At 64.7% G+C, this 17,740-nt stretch carries 15 protein-coding genes; 6 read left to right on the top strand and 9 right to left on the bottom strand.

Going from position 1 to position 17,740, the window contains the following annotated elements; translation table 11 throughout:
- Window positions 1-147: 147 nt before the first annotated feature.
- The 4 genes from AB3X94_RS06365 to AB3X94_RS06350 form a co-directional block, all read right to left on the bottom strand.
- Window positions 148-1,056 carry a carbohydrate kinase gene (locus AB3X94_RS06365; RefSeq protein ID WP_368611065.1) on the bottom strand — a complete coding sequence of 303 codons (909 nt, stop codon included), beginning with the start codon at window positions 1,054-1,056 and terminating at the stop codon, window positions 148-150.
- Window positions 1,053-2,354: an AGE family epimerase/isomerase gene (locus AB3X94_RS06360; protein WP_368611064.1), complete on the bottom strand. Its 1,302-nt coding sequence runs from the start codon at window positions 2,352-2,354 to the stop codon at window positions 1,053-1,055. The genes AB3X94_RS06365 and AB3X94_RS06360 overlap by 4 nt, the downstream gene beginning before the upstream one ends.
- Window positions 2,351-3,337 carry a LacI family DNA-binding transcriptional regulator gene (locus AB3X94_RS06355; protein WP_176383809.1) on the bottom strand — a complete coding sequence of 329 codons (987 nt, stop codon included), beginning with the start codon at window positions 3,335-3,337 and terminating at the stop codon, window positions 2,351-2,353. Before AB3X94_RS06355 ends, AB3X94_RS06360 begins: the two co-directional genes overlap by 4 nt.
- Before the next feature lie 371 nt (window positions 3,338-3,708).
- The gene (locus AB3X94_RS06350; protein WP_176109736.1) at window positions 3,709-4,734 is read right to left on the bottom strand and encodes a bile acid:sodium symporter family protein; all 1,026 of its coding nucleotides are present in this window, start codon (window positions 4,732-4,734) and stop codon (window positions 3,709-3,711) included.
- Between the two features lie 533 nt (window positions 4,735-5,267).
- On the opposite strand from AB3X94_RS06350, the gene AB3X94_RS06345 reads away from it, so the two are divergent.
- The 4 genes from AB3X94_RS06345 to icmF all read left to right on the top strand — a co-directional run bounded on the left by AB3X94_RS06345 (window position 5,268) and on the right by icmF (window position 12,041).
- Window positions 5,268-5,804: a hypothetical protein gene (locus AB3X94_RS06345; protein WP_368611268.1), complete on the top strand. Its 537-nt coding sequence runs from the start codon at window positions 5,268-5,270 to the stop codon at window positions 5,802-5,804.
- Between the two features lie 556 nt (window positions 5,805-6,360).
- Window positions 6,361-7,446: a porin gene (locus AB3X94_RS06340; protein ID WP_368611063.1), complete on the top strand. Its 1,086-nt coding sequence runs from the start codon at window positions 6,361-6,363 to the stop codon at window positions 7,444-7,446.
- A gap of 151 nt (window positions 7,447-7,597) precedes the next feature.
- Complete coding sequence (locus tag AB3X94_RS06335) at window positions 7,598-8,530, top strand: LysR family transcriptional regulator (protein ID WP_368611062.1); 933 nt, start codon at window positions 7,598-7,600, stop codon at window positions 8,528-8,530.
- Between the two features lie 118 nt (window positions 8,531-8,648).
- On the top strand, window positions 8,649-12,041 hold the full coding sequence (gene icmF, locus AB3X94_RS06330; protein ID WP_368611061.1) for a fused isobutyryl-CoA mutase/GTPase IcmF: 3,393 nt from the start codon (window positions 8,649-8,651) through the stop codon (window positions 12,039-12,041).
- Between the two features lie 39 nt (window positions 12,042-12,080).
- Here icmF and AB3X94_RS06325 read toward each other — a convergent pair whose 3' ends face one another.
- Entirely contained in the window at window positions 12,081-13,040 is a 960-nt protein-coding gene (locus AB3X94_RS06325; protein WP_368611267.1) for an NAD(P)H-dependent flavin oxidoreductase, read from the bottom strand.
- 315 nt (window positions 13,041-13,355) lie between these two features.
- Between AB3X94_RS06325 and AB3X94_RS06320 the strand changes: the two genes are divergently transcribed.
- Window positions 13,356-14,246, top strand: coding sequence for an alpha/beta fold hydrolase (locus AB3X94_RS06320; protein WP_368611060.1), 891 nt, complete (start codon window positions 13,356-13,358; stop codon window positions 14,244-14,246).
- Between the two features lie 38 nt (window positions 14,247-14,284).
- On the opposite strand, the gene AB3X94_RS06315 is transcribed toward AB3X94_RS06320, so the two are convergent.
- Complete coding sequence (locus tag AB3X94_RS06315; RefSeq protein WP_176109730.1) at window positions 14,285-14,755, bottom strand: Lrp/AsnC family transcriptional regulator; 471 nt, start codon at window positions 14,753-14,755, stop codon at window positions 14,285-14,287.
- 113 nt (window positions 14,756-14,868) lie between these two features.
- On the opposite strand from AB3X94_RS06315, the gene AB3X94_RS06310 reads away from it, so the two are divergent.
- On the top strand, window positions 14,869-15,807 hold the full coding sequence (locus AB3X94_RS06310; RefSeq protein ID WP_368611059.1) for a DMT family transporter: 939 nt from the start codon (window positions 14,869-14,871) through the stop codon (window positions 15,805-15,807).
- A gap of 298 nt (window positions 15,808-16,105) precedes the next feature.
- On the opposite strand, the gene AB3X94_RS06305 is transcribed toward AB3X94_RS06310, so the two are convergent.
- Genes AB3X94_RS06305 through AB3X94_RS06295 form a run of 3 tightly spaced genes read right to left on the bottom strand, consistent with a single transcriptional unit; the run spans window position 16,106 to window position 17,735 of the window.
- Window positions 16,106-17,023: an MBL fold metallo-hydrolase gene (locus AB3X94_RS06305; RefSeq protein WP_368611058.1), complete on the bottom strand. Its 918-nt coding sequence runs from the start codon at window positions 17,021-17,023 to the stop codon at window positions 16,106-16,108.
- Window positions 17,020-17,493, bottom strand: coding sequence for a MaoC family dehydratase (locus AB3X94_RS06300; protein WP_368611057.1), 474 nt, complete (start codon window positions 17,491-17,493; stop codon window positions 17,020-17,022). The genes AB3X94_RS06305 and AB3X94_RS06300 overlap by 4 nt, the downstream gene beginning before the upstream one ends.
- Complete coding sequence (locus tag AB3X94_RS06295; RefSeq protein WP_368588406.1) at window positions 17,490-17,735, bottom strand: DUF1289 domain-containing protein; 246 nt, start codon at window positions 17,733-17,735, stop codon at window positions 17,490-17,492. Before AB3X94_RS06295 ends, AB3X94_RS06300 begins: the two co-directional genes overlap by 4 nt.
- Between the last annotated feature and the right edge of the window lie 5 nt (window positions 17,736-17,740).

Raw genomic sequence — 17,740 nt, 5'->3', positions numbered from 1 at the left:
GCTCCTTTTCGCAAAGGTTTCGATATTTTCATCCTAGCACGGCGTGGCGGGATCGGTTCCCGCCCAGGGCGGCTTCGCACCGCGCGACGCGCTCGACATCCGTCACGCTACGCGCGTCCCAAGGCAGCAGAATTACAGAGCCGCGTTTTACAGCAGCGCGACCACCTCGTCGAGCGTCGGCGCGTGCGCGCCGGCGTGGCCGCAAGCCGCCGCGCCGGCCGCGAGCGCGAATGCGAGATGCTCGGGCCATCCGCGTTGCGGCGCGCTCATCAGGCTGAACAGCAGACCACCGATCGACGCATCGCCCGCGCCGACCGTATCGACCACTTCGACGCGCGGCGGCTTCGCCTCGATCACCGCGGCGCCGTCGAGCAGCATCGCCGCGTCGGGGCCGCGCGTGACGAGGACGGTGGCGGCCGGATTCATCGCGCGCAATTGCGCGAGCGCGGCGGCTTCGTCGCTGGTCCTGAAGAACATGCGCAAGTCTTCGTCCGAAACCTTGATCAGATCCGCGAGCGCGGCCATCTGGCGCAATGTCGGCTCGTAGCCGTGCTCCATCAGATTGCGATAGTTCGGATCGAAGCTGATCTTCACGCCGTGCGAACGCAACTCGGCAGCGAGCGCCGCGAGCGTATCGCCGAGCGGCTGACGCGCGAGGCTGATGCCGCCGAAGTGCGCCCACTTCACTGCGTTCATCCAGCCGGCCGGTAGCCTGGCTGGATCGAACGCGAGATCGGCGCTGTTCTCGCCCATGAAGAAGTAGGCCGGCGGATGCGTCTGATGCACGATCGCGAGCAGCGGCGGGTGCTCGACGCGCTGCAGGAAGCGCATGTCGAGCCCGGCGGCGACGCTCGCGTCCCACAGTTCGTCGGAAAAGTTATCGACGCCCAGCGAGCCCGCGCACGCGGTCGGCAGGCCGAGCCGCGCGACGCAGCGCGCGACGTTCCAGCCCGCGCCGCCCGGACGCGACAGCCAGTGCGATGCGCCGGTGCGCACGAGATCGGTGAGGATGTCACCGGCGGACACGAAAACGGGGAGTTCGGTGGTCGCGCTCATTGTGCTTTCTCCGCTGAAACCGCTGCGGCGGGCGCGGTCGATCCAGCCGACGCGTCTTCGCCGAGCGCATGGGCGAGCACTTCGTAGCACGCGCCCATCGTGTGATAGTCGGTCTTGCCGGCCGGGCTCTTTTCGTCGCTGTACTTGCGGTTGTCGCAAGTCAGGATGCGATACCACGCGCCGTACTTGTGGTCGACGAAGTGCGTCCAGCTATAGCGCCAGATCTCGTCGTACCAGTCCCAGAAGCGCTCGTTGCCGGTGCGCTTGCCGAGCAGCGCGGCGGCCGCGAACGTTTCGGCCTGCACCCAGAAATACTTGTCGTGATCGCACACGGTGCCGTCGGGGCCAAAGCCGTAGTAGAGGCCGCCGTGGTCTTCGTCCCATGCGTGCGTCATCGCGGCGTCGAACAGTTCGATCGCGCGCGGCAGCAGCCACGGCAGCGGACGGAAGCGTTCGAGAATCAGCAGCAGCTTCGCCCATTCGGTCTGATGGCCGGGCTGGAAGCCCCACGGACGGAAGATGTCCGAACTGTCTTCCTCGTTGTAATGCCAGTCGACCGACCAGTCCGCGTGAAAGTGCTCCCAGACGAGCCCCTGCGACAGCTTCGCCTGGCGCAGCGTGATGTTCGACGCGACCCGCTCGGCGCGATCGAGATACACCAGATGGCCGGTCGCCTCGTGCGCGGCGAGCAGCGCCTCGGTGGTATGCATGTTCGCGTTCTGCCCGCGATACGTGCTGACGCGCCAGTCGGCCGATGCGTCGTCGGCATAGAGGCCGGCGGCGGCGTCCCAGAAGCGGTGCTCCATCAGCTCGAAGGTCGCGCCGATCATCGGTTTCGCTTCTTCGATGCCGGCCATCGCCGCGTGCGAGTACGCGAGCAGCACGAACGCGAGGCCGTAGCAGTGGCGCGTCGCGTCGAGCGTGCGCTTTTTGCCGTCGCGCCATTCGATTTCCCAGTCGTAGCCCTCGTGCTGCGAGTCCCAGTGCGCGTCGCGCAGAAAGCGCAGGCCGTGGCGCGCGTATTCGAGGTGCTTCGGGTCGCCGAACTGACGGTATGCCATCGCGTAGTTGAATACGTAGCGGCAACTGCTGACCAGGTGGCGCGTGGTCCGGTTGTAGATCGAACCGTCGTCGCGGAAGAAGTGGTAGAAGCCGCCGCTCGGATCGAGCACGTTCGGCGCATAGAAGCGCAGCGTGTCCTCGATGTGCGCGAGCAAAAACTCGCGCTTGCGGAAGCTGGTGACCGGCGGCGCCTTCGCGACGTCGGTGGAAGGGTGATGCGGATCGGTTTTCGTCATGGCGTTTTCACCAAAGTACTGGCACGGGCAACGAGTTGAACGGGCAAGCGGACTTCGAGTTCGGCGGGCGAGTCTTCGAGCAGCAGTTCGACGCCGCGTCGGCCGAGCGCCTCCTTGTCGACTGCGATCGTCGATAGCGGCGGGGTGGCGTGGGCGGCGGCGGGAATGTCGTCGAAACCGATGATCGCGATGTCGTCGGGCACGCTGAGGCCGCGCGCGAGGCACACGCGCAGCGCGGCGAGCGCGGCGGCATCGTTGAATGCGAAGACGGCGTCGGGGCGCGGGCCCGGCGCATCGAGCAGGCGCTGCATCGCGCGCGCGGCGCCGGTGTCGGGATCGAGCCCGGCGTCGATGTTCACTTCGAGCGACGGGTCGAACAGCAGCCCAGCTTCGAAGAACGCGCGGCGGTAGCCGAGCGCGCGCTCGGCGATGCTGAAGTGCGCGAGCGAGCCGCCGATGAACGCGACGCGCTTGCGCTGCTGCTCGAACAGATGGCGCATCGCAAGGGTGGCGCCACCGGCGTTGTCGAGATTGACCGAGCGCAGGCCCGGCGACCATAGATCGATCAGCACCAGCGGGCGTTGCATCGCGACCAGCGTGGCGAGCGTTTCGGGCTCGACGAAGCCGGCGATCGCGACGGCGTCGGGCGCGTGCAGGCGCATCTGGTGAATCACGTCCTCGGTCGGCCCGGCGGTCAGCACCGACGGCACGATGCCGCGCTCGCGGCAAGCGTCTTCGACGCCGTGCAGCACGTGCGAGAAAAACGGGCTCGCGGCGAAGTTGTTGTGCTGACGATGCAGCAGGAAAGTCAGGCGGCGGATGCGCGGACGCAGCTGCGCCGAATCGTAGCCGAGTTGGCGCGCCGCTTCGACGACGCGTTCGCGCGTGGCCTCGGAAAGGCCCGGCTGATTTTTGAGCGCGCGCGACACGGTGCCGATCGAAACGCTGGCTGCGCGGGCGACGTCGCGGATGGTTGTGGCCATCGAATGAAGCTGCCGCGCGAGGCGAGGCAGCACGGGTTCAGGTCGGGCGATTGTATAGTAAAACGCTGATAAAACAGCCCGCAAAACGCCCGCGCAACACCGGTAAATACCCGTATTTAATGGAGTTGTCTGAAGTTGGATTGTTTAGTAAAAAAGACTAAACAATAGGTGAGCCGCCGTTTTAGAGGCACATCCAGAATCGTCCTATGCCATCCGGCCGAGGCGACAACAAGAGCGTTTGCGCGTGAAATAACGACAACGGCCAATGAAGAGCCAAAAGAAAAAGCCGCCCGAAGGCGGCTTGCTTCACACGATCAAAACGACGCTCAGGGAGGGCGCTTATGAATGTCCGGTTCGCATTGCGAGTGTGTTCAACGGCGCGCGACGGCGGCGGCGGGTCGCCGCGCCGCCGCCTCGCTCTCGCCGCTGAGGTCGCGGGCGCCCCAGCGCTGCGCGAGCGCGGCGCAGACCATCAGCTGGATCTGGTGGAACAGCATCAGCGGCAGCACCACGGCGCCGACCGCGTGCGACGCGAAGATCACCTTGGCCATCGGCACGCCGGCGGCGAGGCTCTTCTTCGAGCCGCAGAAGATGATCGTGATCTGGTCCGCGCGATTGAAGCCGAGCCGCTTGCTCACGAAGATCGTCACGCCCAGTGCGAGCGCGAGCAGCACGCAGCTCACCACGACGAGGCCGCCGAGCGCAGAGAGCGGAATCGTGTGCCACAGGCCTTCGGTGACGGCCTCGCTGAACGCGCCGTACACGACGAGCAGGATCGAGCCCTGGTCGACGAACTTCAGCACGCCGCGATTCTTCTCGATCCACTTGCCGATCAGCGGGCGCAACAGTTGGCCGGCCACGAACGGCACGAGCAGCTGCAGCACGATGTTGCCGATCGTGTGCCACGGCGAAGTGCCGCCGCTCGCAGCCTGATTCGTCACGATGAGGCTGACGAGTGCTGGGGTGACGAAGATGCCGAGCAGGCTCGAGGCGGACGCGCTGCATACCGCGGCCGGCACGTTGCCCTTGGCAATGGACGTGAACGCGATCGACGACTGGACCGTCGATGGCAGCGTGCAGAGGAAGAGGACGCCGGCGTAGAGCGACGGCGTGACCAGCGGCGAAAGGACCGGTTTAAGCGCGAGGCCGAGCAGCGGAAACAGCGCGAACGTGCTCAGCAGCACCACCAGGTGAAGGCGCCAGTGCGTCGCGCCCGCAATGATCGCCTCGCGTGACAGCTTCGCGCCGTGCAGGAAGAACAGCAGGCCGACCGCGATGTTCGTCACCCAGTTGAACCCCACCGCGGCCTGCCCATGAACGGGCAGCAGGCTGGCGAGGATCACGGTGCCGACGAGGCACAGGGTGAAGTTATCGGGAAGGAATCTCGGACGGGCCATGTCGCAATCTCAATTCAATGACGCGGTGTGAGCACGGGACGGGCCTGTCAGGGCGCGGTGCGTGCCAATGGGAAACGGCTATTGTTGTCGAAAGTCGATTGAAAACGCAAATTCATTTGCCGAATCGATTAATGAAGTTTGTGCATTGACTCGCGTGGCGCACTCGATTTCAGTATTGGCGACGTGCTCACGCGCCACAAACCGTTTAACCCTTGACGTTGCAAGCGGCGTTTATTTGCAACAAACGGGGTTCGCCCGGAGTAGGCGAAAACGCCTCGAAGCATGCTCCAAAGGCGTACCCGAACAAGGGCTCCAGCGCGGAAAACGCCGCAGTAACAGGGTGTTACATCCACCGACGAGACCTAACACTTTTTGGCTCGACACCCTCTGCCCACGCCCATAAATTACTCAGTCAAAGGCCGCAGGGATGCCTGCGCCGCGGCAGGCACGCGGCGCTTTTCTCCTCCCGCAACAGGTCCATCGCAGCTCGAACGGTGGATTTCAGGCAAGTCTTCGGGCGTGAGAGTCACAAGGTGGACGGGTTGTCGAGAACGAGGCACTGGGCGTGGGGCGCGGTCATCGCCGTGCTGTGCTCGTTCGCCTATGCGAAGGGGCAAGGTGTGCCACATGGCGGCGGTGGCGCCGTGGGCGGCGCTTATTCGCACCCCGTTGGCGGGCACGCGCCGCGCATGGAGATCCGCGGCGACGGCCATTACGCCAGGGCGGGTGGCGCGCCTGCTCCGCGCGGCTCGCGCAATGCGACGGCTTGGCGTGACGCACGCGCACAGCGCGGCAATCCGAACATCGCGGACGCCAATTTTGGTTATGGCTTCGGCAGCTACAAGTCAGGCATGCGCCGGGTCGGCGAGCCGTCCAGCTATGCCGGCGCGATCACGCCGGTCAGTGCGGAATCGCGTCCGGTACCGCATCCACCGTCCAACATGCCGATGCGCAACGGCTCGATCCGCGCCGACGTTGCCCGCTACAACGAAGAGCGCGGCGCCGCGCGTCCAATGCAACGCCCGTCCGACGATCCGCGGCAACCGGGCGGCTCACCCTATCGCAATTAGCTGAGCGCGATTTACCTGGTCGATTCGCGTCAGGTGGGCCACGTTCGCCGCTACCTGAACGGGTGAGGCTGCCGGCTTTACACGCAACGCGACCGCAATCACCTGTCGCAAAACCCGTCCTCCAGATCCCTTCCCGCGATCCTCCGCGCGCCTTCCTCTGCGCCCGAGCTCCGAATCTGACGTTTCGACGCCACACTTTTTTGAAAACGCTCGGCATCGAAGTATCGGTCAGCGTCAAATCTTGGCATTCTGCCGCGTCGCGTCATCGGCCCCTCATTTAAGGCGTTCCCGCCGCCCTGGCGCGCGGTTCGCCGCATGCCGCATGGCATCCGGGCGCCGGCCGCAGTCCAGCTGAAAGTGTCTTATCAAGCCGATAACCGACCAAACTAATCAGACCGATATACCCGCAATAAGCAGCGATATTTTTGTTTATAAAAATGGTCCGCAAAGATGGACCCGCCCAGATTGACTCGACGATCGAACGGATAACAACAACGTTTCGCGCGAGCGCCCCCTTTCGCACAGCCACACCTTTTTGACAAAGATTGGAGAACCAATGAACACAAGCCTCAGCACCGCGCTGAAGACTACTCTCAAGGCCACCGCATGCGTCGCCGCGCTGGCGAGCGCATCGTCGGCATTCGCGCAATCGAGCGTGCAGCTCTACGGCCAGGTCGACGAATGGGTCGGTGCGCAGAAATTTCCGGGTGGCAAGACCGCGGTAGTCGTGTCGGGCGGTGGCATGTCGACGTCTTACTGGGGCTTCAAGGGGACCGAGGATCTGGGCAACGGCTACAAGGCGATCTTCACGATCGAAGGCTTCTTCCGCGCGCAGACTGGCGAGTTCGGCCGCTTCACCGGCGACACGATGTTCTCGCGCAACGCGTACGTCGGCATCGAATCGCCGTACGGCACGGTGACGGCCGGCCGTCTGACGACGCCGCTGTTCGTGTCGACGATCCTGTTCAACCCGTTCATCGATTCGTACGTGTTCTCGCCGATGGTTACCCACGTGTACCTCGGCCTCGGCACCTTCCCGACCTACACGACCGACCAGGGCGTGACTGGCGACTCGGGCTGGAACAACGCGGTGTCGTATTCGACGCCGAACTTCAACGGCCTGTCGGCGACGGCGATGTATGCGCTCGGCAACACGACCCAGAACGGCGCGAAGAAGTGGAGCGGCCAGGTTCTGTACTTCCACGGCCCGTTCGCGGCGACCGCGGTGTACCAGTACGTGAACTTCAACAACGTGCCGGGCGACCTCGGCAGCTTCGAAACCTCGGGCGTGCCGGGTCTGCGCAGCCAGAGCGTCGCGCAGGCGGGCGTGTCGTACGACCTGAAGTTCGTCAAGCTGTACGGCCAGTACATGTACACGTACAACAACCAGCAGGTGACGAGCTGGCACGTGAACACCGGACAGGGCGGTGTCACGGTGCCGTTCGGGCCGGGCTCGGTGATGGCGTCGTACGCGTATTCGCGTAACGGCGGCGGTTCGAACCAGACGCGCCAGACGGCGGCGGTCGGCTACGACTATCCGCTGTCCAAGCGCACCGACGTCTATGCCGCGTACATGTATGACCACATCACCGGTCAGTCGAGCGGCAACACGTACGGCGCGGGGTTGCGCGCGAAGTTCTGATCCCGGCCTACGGTTTCACCGCAAAGCCCGCGTTCCGCCCGGAACGCGGGCTTTGTCGTTTTCAGCGCAGTCGAATACGGGTGTTTTGCTGCCGTTCCTTTGATAAACCCGGCAAAATGGCGTGGATTGATTCCTGAAGCGAGCGACTGAGATGGACACCCTCGTCAGCATGAAAGTGTTTCGCCACGTGGTCGAAGCAGGTAGCTTCGTCGGTGCGGCGGAGAAGATGGAGATGTCCGCGGCGATGGCGAGCAAGCACGTGATGCATCTGGAGCAGCAGCTCGGCGCGCGGCTGCTGAACCGCACCACGCGCCGCGTCGCACCGACCGAGGCGGGCCGCGAGTACTACGAGCGGCTCAGCCAGGCGCTCACCGAGCTCGACGAGGCAGGCCAGGCGGTCGGCGCGGCGAGCGTCGTGCCGCACGGGCGGCTGCGGGTGTCGTCGCTATCGGCGTTCGGCCTGAATCACGTGATGGCCGCGGTCGCGGACTACGCCGAGCAGTATCCGCAGGTCACCGTCGATATGACGCTGTCCGACCGCGTCGTCGAGCTGATCGACGAGGGTTTCGACGTCGCGATTCGCGCGTCGCCGGGCGGGCTCAAGTCGTCGTCGCTGATCGCGCGGCAGATCGCGACCGCGCATCTGGTGCTGTGCGCGTCGCCCGCCTATCTGCGCAAGCATGGCACGCCGAAGTGCGTCGCCGATCTCGCGCGCCACAACTATCTGCAATACGCGGGCGTGTCGGCACTCGAAGTCGCGACCGGCGACGCGAGCTCGCGCGTGCGCCTGTCGGGCAACCTGATCGTCAATCAGCTCGAGGCGCAGCGCGTGGTCGTGCTGCACGGCGCGGGCATCGCGATGCTGGGCACCGAGGTGATCGGCAGCGATCTCGCCGAAGGGCGGCTCGTGCCGCTGCTCGTCGACGAAGTGCCGCCGCGCGAACTGCCGATCCACGTCGTCTACACGAGCCGCCGGCATCTGTCGGCCAAGGTGCGCTCGTTCGTCGATTTTCTGGCGGCGCGGTTCGCGAACGAATCGCTGTGGCCGTCGCTTGATGAGATCAAGGCGTTGGCTGTGCGGTAGCGTTTCACGAAGCACCTAACAGACGCCGCCAATCGGCCGCCCGGCGCCCCGGCGCCGTCTTACCCCGTTTCTATATACTGATTGTCAGCACCCATCAGTTAAATGAATTGGGGGAGACATGACCGATCTGTCCACGCCGCAGCGTGCCGGCAGCCACGAGCTGCCCGCGGGCCGGCGCCTGCGCTTCGTCACCGCCGCCGCACTTTTCGACGGCCACGACGCGTCGATCAACATCATGCGGCGCATCCTGCAGGCGAGCGGCGTGGAGGTGATCCACCTGGGCCACAACCGCTCCGTCGCCGAAGTCGCGACCGCCGCGCTCAACGAGGACGCCGACGGCGTCGCCGTGTCGAGCTACCAGGGTGGTCACAACGAATATTTCCGCTATCTCGTCGAGTTGCTGCGTGCGCGCGGCGGCGAGCGCATCAAGGTGTTCGGCGGCGGAGGAGGCGTGATCGTCCCCGAGGAGATCGCCGCGCTGGAACGCGACGGCGTCGAAAAAATCTACTCGCCGCACGACGGTCAGCGGCTCGGCCTGCAAGGCATGATCGACGACATGATCGCGCGCTGCGTCGAAGGCGCGCGCGCGGCCGAGGCGGCGCGGCCGACGCCGGTGCGCGAATGGGTCGCCGAGCTGGCCGCGCGTCCATTGCCGCTTTGCGTCGAGGCGGATGCTCCACACGGCCGCACTGCCCCCGGCTCGTACCCTGACGATCCCGCCGCGCCGATCTTCCGCCGCCTCGCGCAACTGATCAGCGCGTTCGAAACGAACACCGTCGACGCCGCCGCACGCGACCAGCTATCGACGCTCGCGCACACCACGCGGGTTCCCGTGCTCGGCATCACCGGGACCGGCGGCGCGGGCAAGTCGTCGCTGACCGACGAGCTGATCCGCCGCTTCCGGCTCGACTACGACGACACGCTGAACATCGCCGTGCTCGCGATCGATCCGTCGCGCCGCAAGTCCGGCGGCGCGCTACTCGGCGACCGCATCCGCATGAACGCGATCGGAGAATGGGGCGGCGGCGCACGGGGCGACGCCCGTGTGTATATGCGCTCGATGGCGACGCGCGAGGCATCGACCGAACTCTCCGACTCTCTGCCCGCCGCGCTGATGCTGTGCAAGGTCGCGGGTTTCGATCTGATCGTCGTCGAGACCTCGGGGATCGGTCAGGGCGATGCGGCGATCGTGCCGTTCGTCGACGAATCGCTGTATGTGATGACGCCGGAGTTCGGCGCCGCGAGCCAGCTCGAGAAGATCGACATGCTCGACTTCGCGAGCTTCGTCGCGATCAACAAGTTCGATCGCAAGGGCGCGCAGGATGCGCTGCGCGATGTCGCCAAGCAGGTGCAGCGCAACCGCGCGGACTTCGCGACATCGCCCGATGCGATGCCGGTGTTCGGCACGATCGCGTCGCGTTTCAACGACGACGGCGTGACCGCGCTGTACCTGCGCATCGCCGCTGCGCTGCGCAGCCACGGCCTGCGCGACGGCGGCGTCCGGCTGAGTGCTCCCGAAGGTCTGCGCTTTTCGAGCAACCTGCACGCGATCGTGCCACCCGCGCGCGTGCGCTATCTGGCCGATATCGCGCAGACGGTGCGCGGCTATCGCGAGCGGGCCGACGCGCAGGCGCAGATCGCGCGCGAGCGTTGGCAGCTCGTCGAGACGCGCCGCATGCTCGGCGAAGCGGGCAACGACGCCTCATCGCTCGACGCGCTGATCGAGCAACGCAACACCGCGCTCGGCGAGCGCGAACGCAAGCTGCTCGATGCGTGGCCGCAAACGGTGGCCGCCTATACCGGCGACGAACACGTGGTGCGCATCCGCGAACGCGAAATCCGCACCGCGCTGACCGTGACGACGCTGTCCGGCTCCGAAATCCGCAAAGTATCGCTGCCGAAATTCGTCGATCACGGCGAGATCCTGCGCTGGCTGATGCTCGACAATCTGCCCGGCTATTTCCCGTTCACCGCTGGCGTGTTTCCGTTTCGCCGCGAGAACGAGGACCCGACGCGCATGTTCGCGGGCGAGGGCGATCCGCAGCGCACCAATCGCCGCTTCAAGCTGCTGTCGGAAGGCATGCCGGCCAAGCGGTTATCCACCGCATTCGACTCGGTAACGCTGTACGGCGAGGAGCCGCACGAGCGCCCGGACATCTACGGCAAGGTCGGCAATTCGGGCGTGTCGGTCGCGACCCTCGACGACATGAAGACGCTCTACGACGGCTTCGACCTGTGCTCGCCGGAAACATCGGTGTCGATGACGATCAACGGCCCCGCGCCGACGATCCTCGCGATGTTCTTCAACGTCGCGATCGACCAGCAGCTTGCTTTGAAAGAGCAACAGCAAGGCCGCCCGCTGACCGAAGCCGAACTCGCCGCAACGCGCCGTGCGGCGCTCGAAAACGTGCGTGGCACCGTGCAAGCCGACATCCTGAAGGAAGACCAGGGGCAGAACACCTGCATCTTCTCGACCGAATTCAGCCTGAAGGTGATGGGCGACATTCAGGCGTATTTCGTCGAACACGGCGTGCGCAATTTCTACTCGGTGTCGATCTCCGGCTATCACATCGCCGAGGCCGGCGCGAACCCGATCTCGCAGCTCGCCTACACGCTCGCGAACGGATTCACCTACGTCGAGGCGTATCTCGCGCGCGGCATGTCGATCGACGACTTCGCGCCGAATCTGTCGTTCTTCTTCTCGAACGGCATGGACCCGGAGTACACGGTGCTCGGCCGCGTCGCGCGACGCATCTGGGCGATCGCGATGCGCGAGCGCTATGGCGCCAACGAGCGCAGCCAGAAGCTGAAGTATCACGTGCAGACTTCGGGCCGCAGCCTGCACGCACAGGAGATCGATTTCAACGACATCCGCACGACGCTGCAGGCGCTGATCGCGATCTACGACAACTGCAATTCGCTGCACACCAATGCGTTCGACGAAGCGATCACGACGCCGACCGAGGAATCGGTGCGCCGCGCGGTCGCGATCCAGCTGATCATCAATCGCGAATGGGGGTTGGCGAAGAACCAGAATCCGAATCAGGGCAGCTTCGTGATCGACGAGCTGACCGATCTGGTCGAGGAAGCGGTGCTTGCCGAGTTCGAGCGGCTCACCGAGCGCGGCGGCGTGCTCGGTGCGATGGAAACCGGTTATCAGCGCGGACGGATTCAGGACGAGTCGATGCTGTACGAGCATCGCAAACATGACGGCTCGTATCCGATCGTCGGCGTGAACACGTTCGTGAGCGCGCATCCGCATGAAGCGCCGCGTCCGCTGGTGCTGGCGCGTTCCACCGAGGCGGAAAAGCAGAGTCAGCTGCGGCGGCTACGGGATTTCCAGACGCGCCACCGCGACGCCGCGCCTGAGGCGCTCGAACGCCTGAAGCGCACGGTGATCGACGACGGCAACGTGTTCGCGGTGTTGATGGACGTGGTGCGCGTGTGTTCGCTTGGGCAGATCACCCACGCGCTGTTCGAGGTGGGCGGGCAGTATCGTCGGAATATGTAGGCCGCGAGGGGCGGCCCGGCCCGCCCCCGTTCAACACCTTCAGCGCGCGATGCCGAGCCGCGCCTTCGCGTCGTCGTATTCCTTCTTCAGACGCCGCACGAGTTCGGCGACGTCCGGCACGTCGTCCATCAGGCCGACGCCTTGGCCCGCGCCCCAGATGTCCTTCCACGCTTTCGCCTTATCGCTGCCGAAGTTCATCTTGGTCTTGTCCGATTCGGGCAGCGCGTCCGGGTCGAGCCCCGCGTTCTGGATGCTCTCGCGGATGTAGTTGCCATGCACGCCGGTGAACAGGTTCGTGTAGATGATGTCCGACGCCTTCGCGTTGATGATCGCCTGCTTGTAGCTGTCAACGGCATGCGCTTCTTTGGTCGCGATGAAGCGCGTGCCCATGTACGCGAGGTCCGCGCCCATCGCCTGCGCGGCGAGAATCGAGCCGCCGTTCGCGATCGAGCCCGACAGCACGATCGGGCCGTCGAAAATGCGCCGCACCTCGCCGACCAGCGCAAACGGCGAGGTGGTGCCCGCGTGGCCACCCGCGCCCGACGCGACCAGAATCAGCCCGTCGACGCCAGCGTCCAGCGCCTTCTGTGCATGGCGCAGATTGATCACGTCGTGCAGCACGATGCCGCCATAGCTATGCACCGCATCGACGATCTCGCGTGCCGGCGCGCGCAGGCTGGTGATGAAGATCGGCACCTTGTGCTCGACGCACACGCGCACGTCGTGTTCGAGCCGCGCATTCGACTGATGAACGATCTGATTGACCGCGATCGGGCCGATCACCGCATCCGGGTTCGCGGCCTTGTGCTCGGCGAGTTGCGCCTGGATCTGCGTGAGCCACTCGTCGAGCAGCTCGGCTGGACGCGCGTTGAGGGCTGGGAACGAGCCGACGATACCGGCCTTGCACTGTGCCAGCACGAGTTCGGGATAGCTGACGATGAACATCGGTGAAGCGACGACGGGCAGCGCGAGGTTTTGCAGAACGGCGGGCAGTGCCATGGTGCGAATCTCCAGATTGGGCCAACCGGTGCGGCGCGCGCCCGGCGGATAGATGAGTTTAGCGGCGGCACGCGGCTGCGGCGTGTCGGGCGGCGAATGCATGTGGCAATCGCACGAAACCGGCATGCCGTAGTCGCGACAAACATTTAAGAACGATCGTTCGATTATAGGCGAAGTGGACGACCACCGCGCGTTAGGGCCATCCGAAGCGGTTCGAAGGAGTATTCAGGTTCCACGTCTGCGTGGGTTATCCCACCTCGCACGGACTTGTGGGCCTTCTACAATGCACGGACCTCAAACGATCAACGAGACGTCATGGCCTTCGAAAATTTCACGCCTTTTCGTGTCCCCGTGGGCGATGTCGATATTTTCGGAGTGAAGGGCGGCGCCGGGCCGCCTCTCTTGCTGCTGCACGGCCATCCGCAATCGCATCTGATCTGGGAGCGCTGCGCCGCGCCGCTCGCGCAGCACTTCACGGTGATCGCAACCGATCTGCGCGGCTATGGCGCGTCAGGCAAACCACCGAGCGATGCGACGCACACGCCGTATTCGAAGCGCGTCATGGCCGCCGACCATGTCGCGGTGATGCGCCACTTCGGCTTCGAGCGCTTCCTCGTCTGCGCGCACGATCGCGGCGCGCGCGTCGCGCACCGGATGGCGCTCGATCACGCCGAGGCGGTCGAGCGTCTGATGCTGCTCGATATCGCGCCGACGCTCGCGATGTACGAAGCCACCGACCGCACGTTCGCGACGCACTACTTCCATTGGTTCTTCCTGATCCAGCCCGAGCCGCTGCCCGAAACGTTGATCGGCGCGAATCCGGCCGCCTATGTCGATGCGGTGATGGGCGGACGTCACGCGGGCCTCGCGCCGTTCGACCCCGCCGCGCTCGACGCCTATCGGGCAGCGCTCGCGCAACCGGGCGCGGTGCACGCGATGTGCGAGGACTATCGCGCGTCGGCGAGCATCGACCTCGAACATGATCGCGCGGATATCGAGCGCGGCAACAAGATCGGCTGTCCGCTGCGCGTGCTGTGGGGCGACAAGGGCGTGGTCGAAAAATGCTTCGATGCGCTCGACGAATGGCGGCATGTCGCGCGCGACGTGAGCGGCCGCGCGCTATCGTGCGGGCACTATCTGCCCGAGGAAGCGCCGGACGAACTGGTCGCCGAGATGCTGTCGTTTTTCGAGGCGGTCGAAAAATAAGCGCCGGGCCGCTTCGCGCGGCCTTGGTTCGACCTTTGTCAGCCGAGCGGCGGCAGCCGCCGCGCGACCGGCGTCGACTTGACGATCGCGGTGCTGGTTTCCGCGCGCTCGGTCACTTTCGACAGGATCTCGTCGAGCTGCTCGATCGAATGCAGGTACAGGCGGCAGATGAAACAGTCGTCGCCGGTCACCTTGTCGCATTCGACGAACTCCGGAATGCGCCGGATCACTTCCTCCACCAGGTGTAACTGGCCGGGCAGCGGCTTCACGCGCACGATCGCCTGCAGCGTGAAGCCGAGCGCACGCGGATCGATCTGCACGGTGAAGCGCTCAATCACGCGCTGCGCTTCGAGCCGCCGCACGCGTTCGGCCGTGCTGGGCGCCGATAGGCCGACGACGCGCGCGAGTTCGCTGACCGGCTGGCGCGCGTCCTGCGCGAGCGCGGCGAGCAGTGCGCGGTCGGTGTCGTCGAGTGCGACCGGTGCGATCGATGCAAGGCGTTTGCTCATGATGGCCTTCGTTTATGAGGTGAAAAAGCAGTAACGCTTAAGTTTAGCCATGTATTCGCGTGGGTGGATTAATTACACTGCCAGTTATGCAGTCATCAATCCGGGACCGAATCATGGCTTCAAACAAGGCTTCAGCGACGAGCTCGGGCAGTTCGTCCAGCGACATCCGCCGCGGCGCGGCCGAGATGAGTATTGCGATGCTGATGTCGGGCACGATCGGCTGGCTCGTCGTGTCGTCGCAGCAAAGCCCCTTTAACGTGGTGTTTTTCCGCTGCATCTTCGGCGGCGCGACGCTCGCGCTCGTGTGCGCGGTGCTCGGCCTGTTTCGCCGCGAGCTGTTTTCGTGGAAGATGCTCGGCCTCGCGTTACTCGGCGGCGCGGCGATCGTCGTGAACTGGGTGCTGCTGTTCGCCGCGTATTCACGCGCGTCGATTTCAATGGCGACGGCCGTCTACAACACGCAGCCGTTCATGCTGGTCGGGCTCGGTGCGCTGGTGTTTCGCGAGCGCATCAGCGCGTCGACGATCGCGTGGCTCGTGGTCGCGTTCGTCGGGCTCGTGTTCGTCGTGAAGGTCGAGCCGGCCGTGCTCGCGGTGCCGGGGCAATATCTGGTCGGCGTCGCCTATGCGGTCGGCGCGGCGGCGATGTACGCGGTGTCGTCGATCATCACGAAGCGGCTGAAGGGCACGCCGCCGCATCTGCTCGCGCTGATCCAGGTGTCGCTCGGCGTGTTGTTGCTCGCGCCGTTCGTGCGCTTCGACGCGTTGCCGGCAAGCGGGGTGCAGTGGCTCGAACTGGTCGTGCTCGGCGTCGTCCATACCGGTCTCATGTACGTGCTGCTGTATGGCGCGATTCAGAAGCTGCCAACGTCGATGACGGGCGCGTTGTCGTTCATCTATCCGGTGGTCGCGATCATCGTCGATCGGATTGCGTTCGGACAGACACTCGCATGGATTCAGGTGCTGGGCGCCGCGCTGATTCTGCTGGCGGCGGCGGGCGTGAATCTCGGGTGGCGGATCGTGCCGCAAAAGAAGCGCTTATCGTCCACGTAATACCGATTTGACACTCGATCGGATATTGCCAGGGATTCCGGAATAAAGCGCGCGCATTCGAACGCCTAACGCGGCTTGATGACAGAATATGTATGCATTTGTAAAACGCGGTGTCATTTTTCTGTAGGGAAATCACTGATGCGTTGCGAATATTCACACGCGTATCATTGGTGGCGACGCTGATCACGTCCACACAGATGTTCCGCCGCTCGCCTTGTCGGGCGGCTTTCTTTTTGTAGGTACGGTTTTGGTTCCGGGGCGCTTTCGACGGCACCGGCTGAACGGGCCAACCCCACGTTCAACGCCGCGCGAGAATGCGCGTGCCGTCCACTTCGAGCGGTCCACCATTTGCCGCGAGTTCCCCGATCATTCCCGTTAGCAACGCTGGCCATTCGCTGCGTGGCTTCAGCATCGACGCGGCGGCGCGCATCACGGACGCGTCGTCGAGCATGCGCAAAAGCGTGTCCACGCTCATCTCGCGAACTTCGAGCAGCTTGAATACGATCAGCACCTTCAGCGCGTTCCTCGCGTTGCGCGCGGGATCGGCACGCAACCAGGCTACGCGCGACATCGCGCGGTCGAGCGCCGGTTCGACATGCGTGAACGGCGCGCCGTGGCCTGGGATGACCACGCGCACGTCGAGTGTCGCGATCATGTCGAGCACGGCCTGCTGCTCGGCAAAGCCGCTTTCGCCTTCAAGTTCGGGAAAGATCACGCCGAAGCCGTTTTCCCATAGCGCGTCCGCGCTGATCAGCAAGCGTTCGTCCGCGCAATAAAGCATCAACGAATGCGGATCGTGGCCCGGTGCGCCGAGCACCTGCCAGTCGAGTGCGCCGAGCCGCAAGCGCGCGCCGCGTGCGAGCGTGCCGGAAAAACCGAAGCGCTCGCAGGTTTGACCGGTCGCGCGAAAGCTGAGGCGCGTTTCGTCCCAGTCGCGTACGGCATCGGCTTCGGATGACGGGATCAACGTGCGACACGGCCATGTGGCCTGCAACAGCGTGTTGCCGCCGCAGTGATCCGAATGCAGATGCGTGTTGACGATCAGATCGAGCGGCCGCGTGTGCAACGCATTGCGCACCAGCGCGACCGTCTGCGAAGCGTGCGTCGCATAGCCGGTATCGACGAGCGCCGCGCAGGTTTCATCGACGAGCAGCACATTGTTCGACGACAGCCAGCCGCGCTCGAACACCTGGATCGATGCGGGCAGCGCGATCATGGTGCGGCCGTTTTCGATTGCGCGTGCTCGAGCGCGTCGGGCTTCGGCATCACGAGGATCGTCGAGGTGCCCGTCAGCAGCAGTTCGCCGCGCTGATTGACCACGGTGCCTTCGAGGTAGGTCAGGTCGCCGCTCAGGCTCGGCTTCCAGTGAGCGTCGCGCACACGCCATGTGATCGTCAGCGTGTCGTGCGCCTGCACAGCCTTCTTCAGCTTGATATCGAATTCGAGGCCGAGCGGTTGCGCGTAAGTAGAAAAATGCGTGGCGAGCAGCGCCATGAAATACGCGGTGGGTTGCGTGCCCGACGCGATCAGCCCGCCAAAGCGGCTTTGCGCGGCATACGCTTCATCGTGATGCAGCGGGTTCAGATCGACGACGAGCGTTGCGAACGATTTGATCGACTCCACCGACAACTCTAGCGTCGAACTGAACGTCTCACCGAGCGTGACGACGCGCGGCGCGGCTTTCATTGCTTCTCCTTCGCCGTCGATGCGGTGCGGCCAGCAATGAACTCCGCGTGGCGCGCTTCGATCGCGTCCCATACCGCGCGCTTATCGTCGTCGTCGAACGTCGACCAGCCGGCGATTTCGTCGATCGTGCGCAGGCATCCTTCGCACCAGCCGGTCGACGCATCCATCCTGCATACGTTGATGCACGGCGACGGCACGCAGACGTCGCCGGCTTTTTGTTCGTAAGGCTTACTGCTCGCCATCGTGT

Origin of the sequence: Paraburkholderia sp. BR10923 (assembly GCF_040948765.1) — a bacterium.
Lineage (GTDB): Bacteria > Pseudomonadota > Gammaproteobacteria > Burkholderiales > Burkholderiaceae > Paraburkholderia > Paraburkholderia youngii.
The sequence above is the reverse complement of the archived record's forward strand: the minus strand, read 5'-3'. Positions and strand labels throughout refer to the sequence as shown.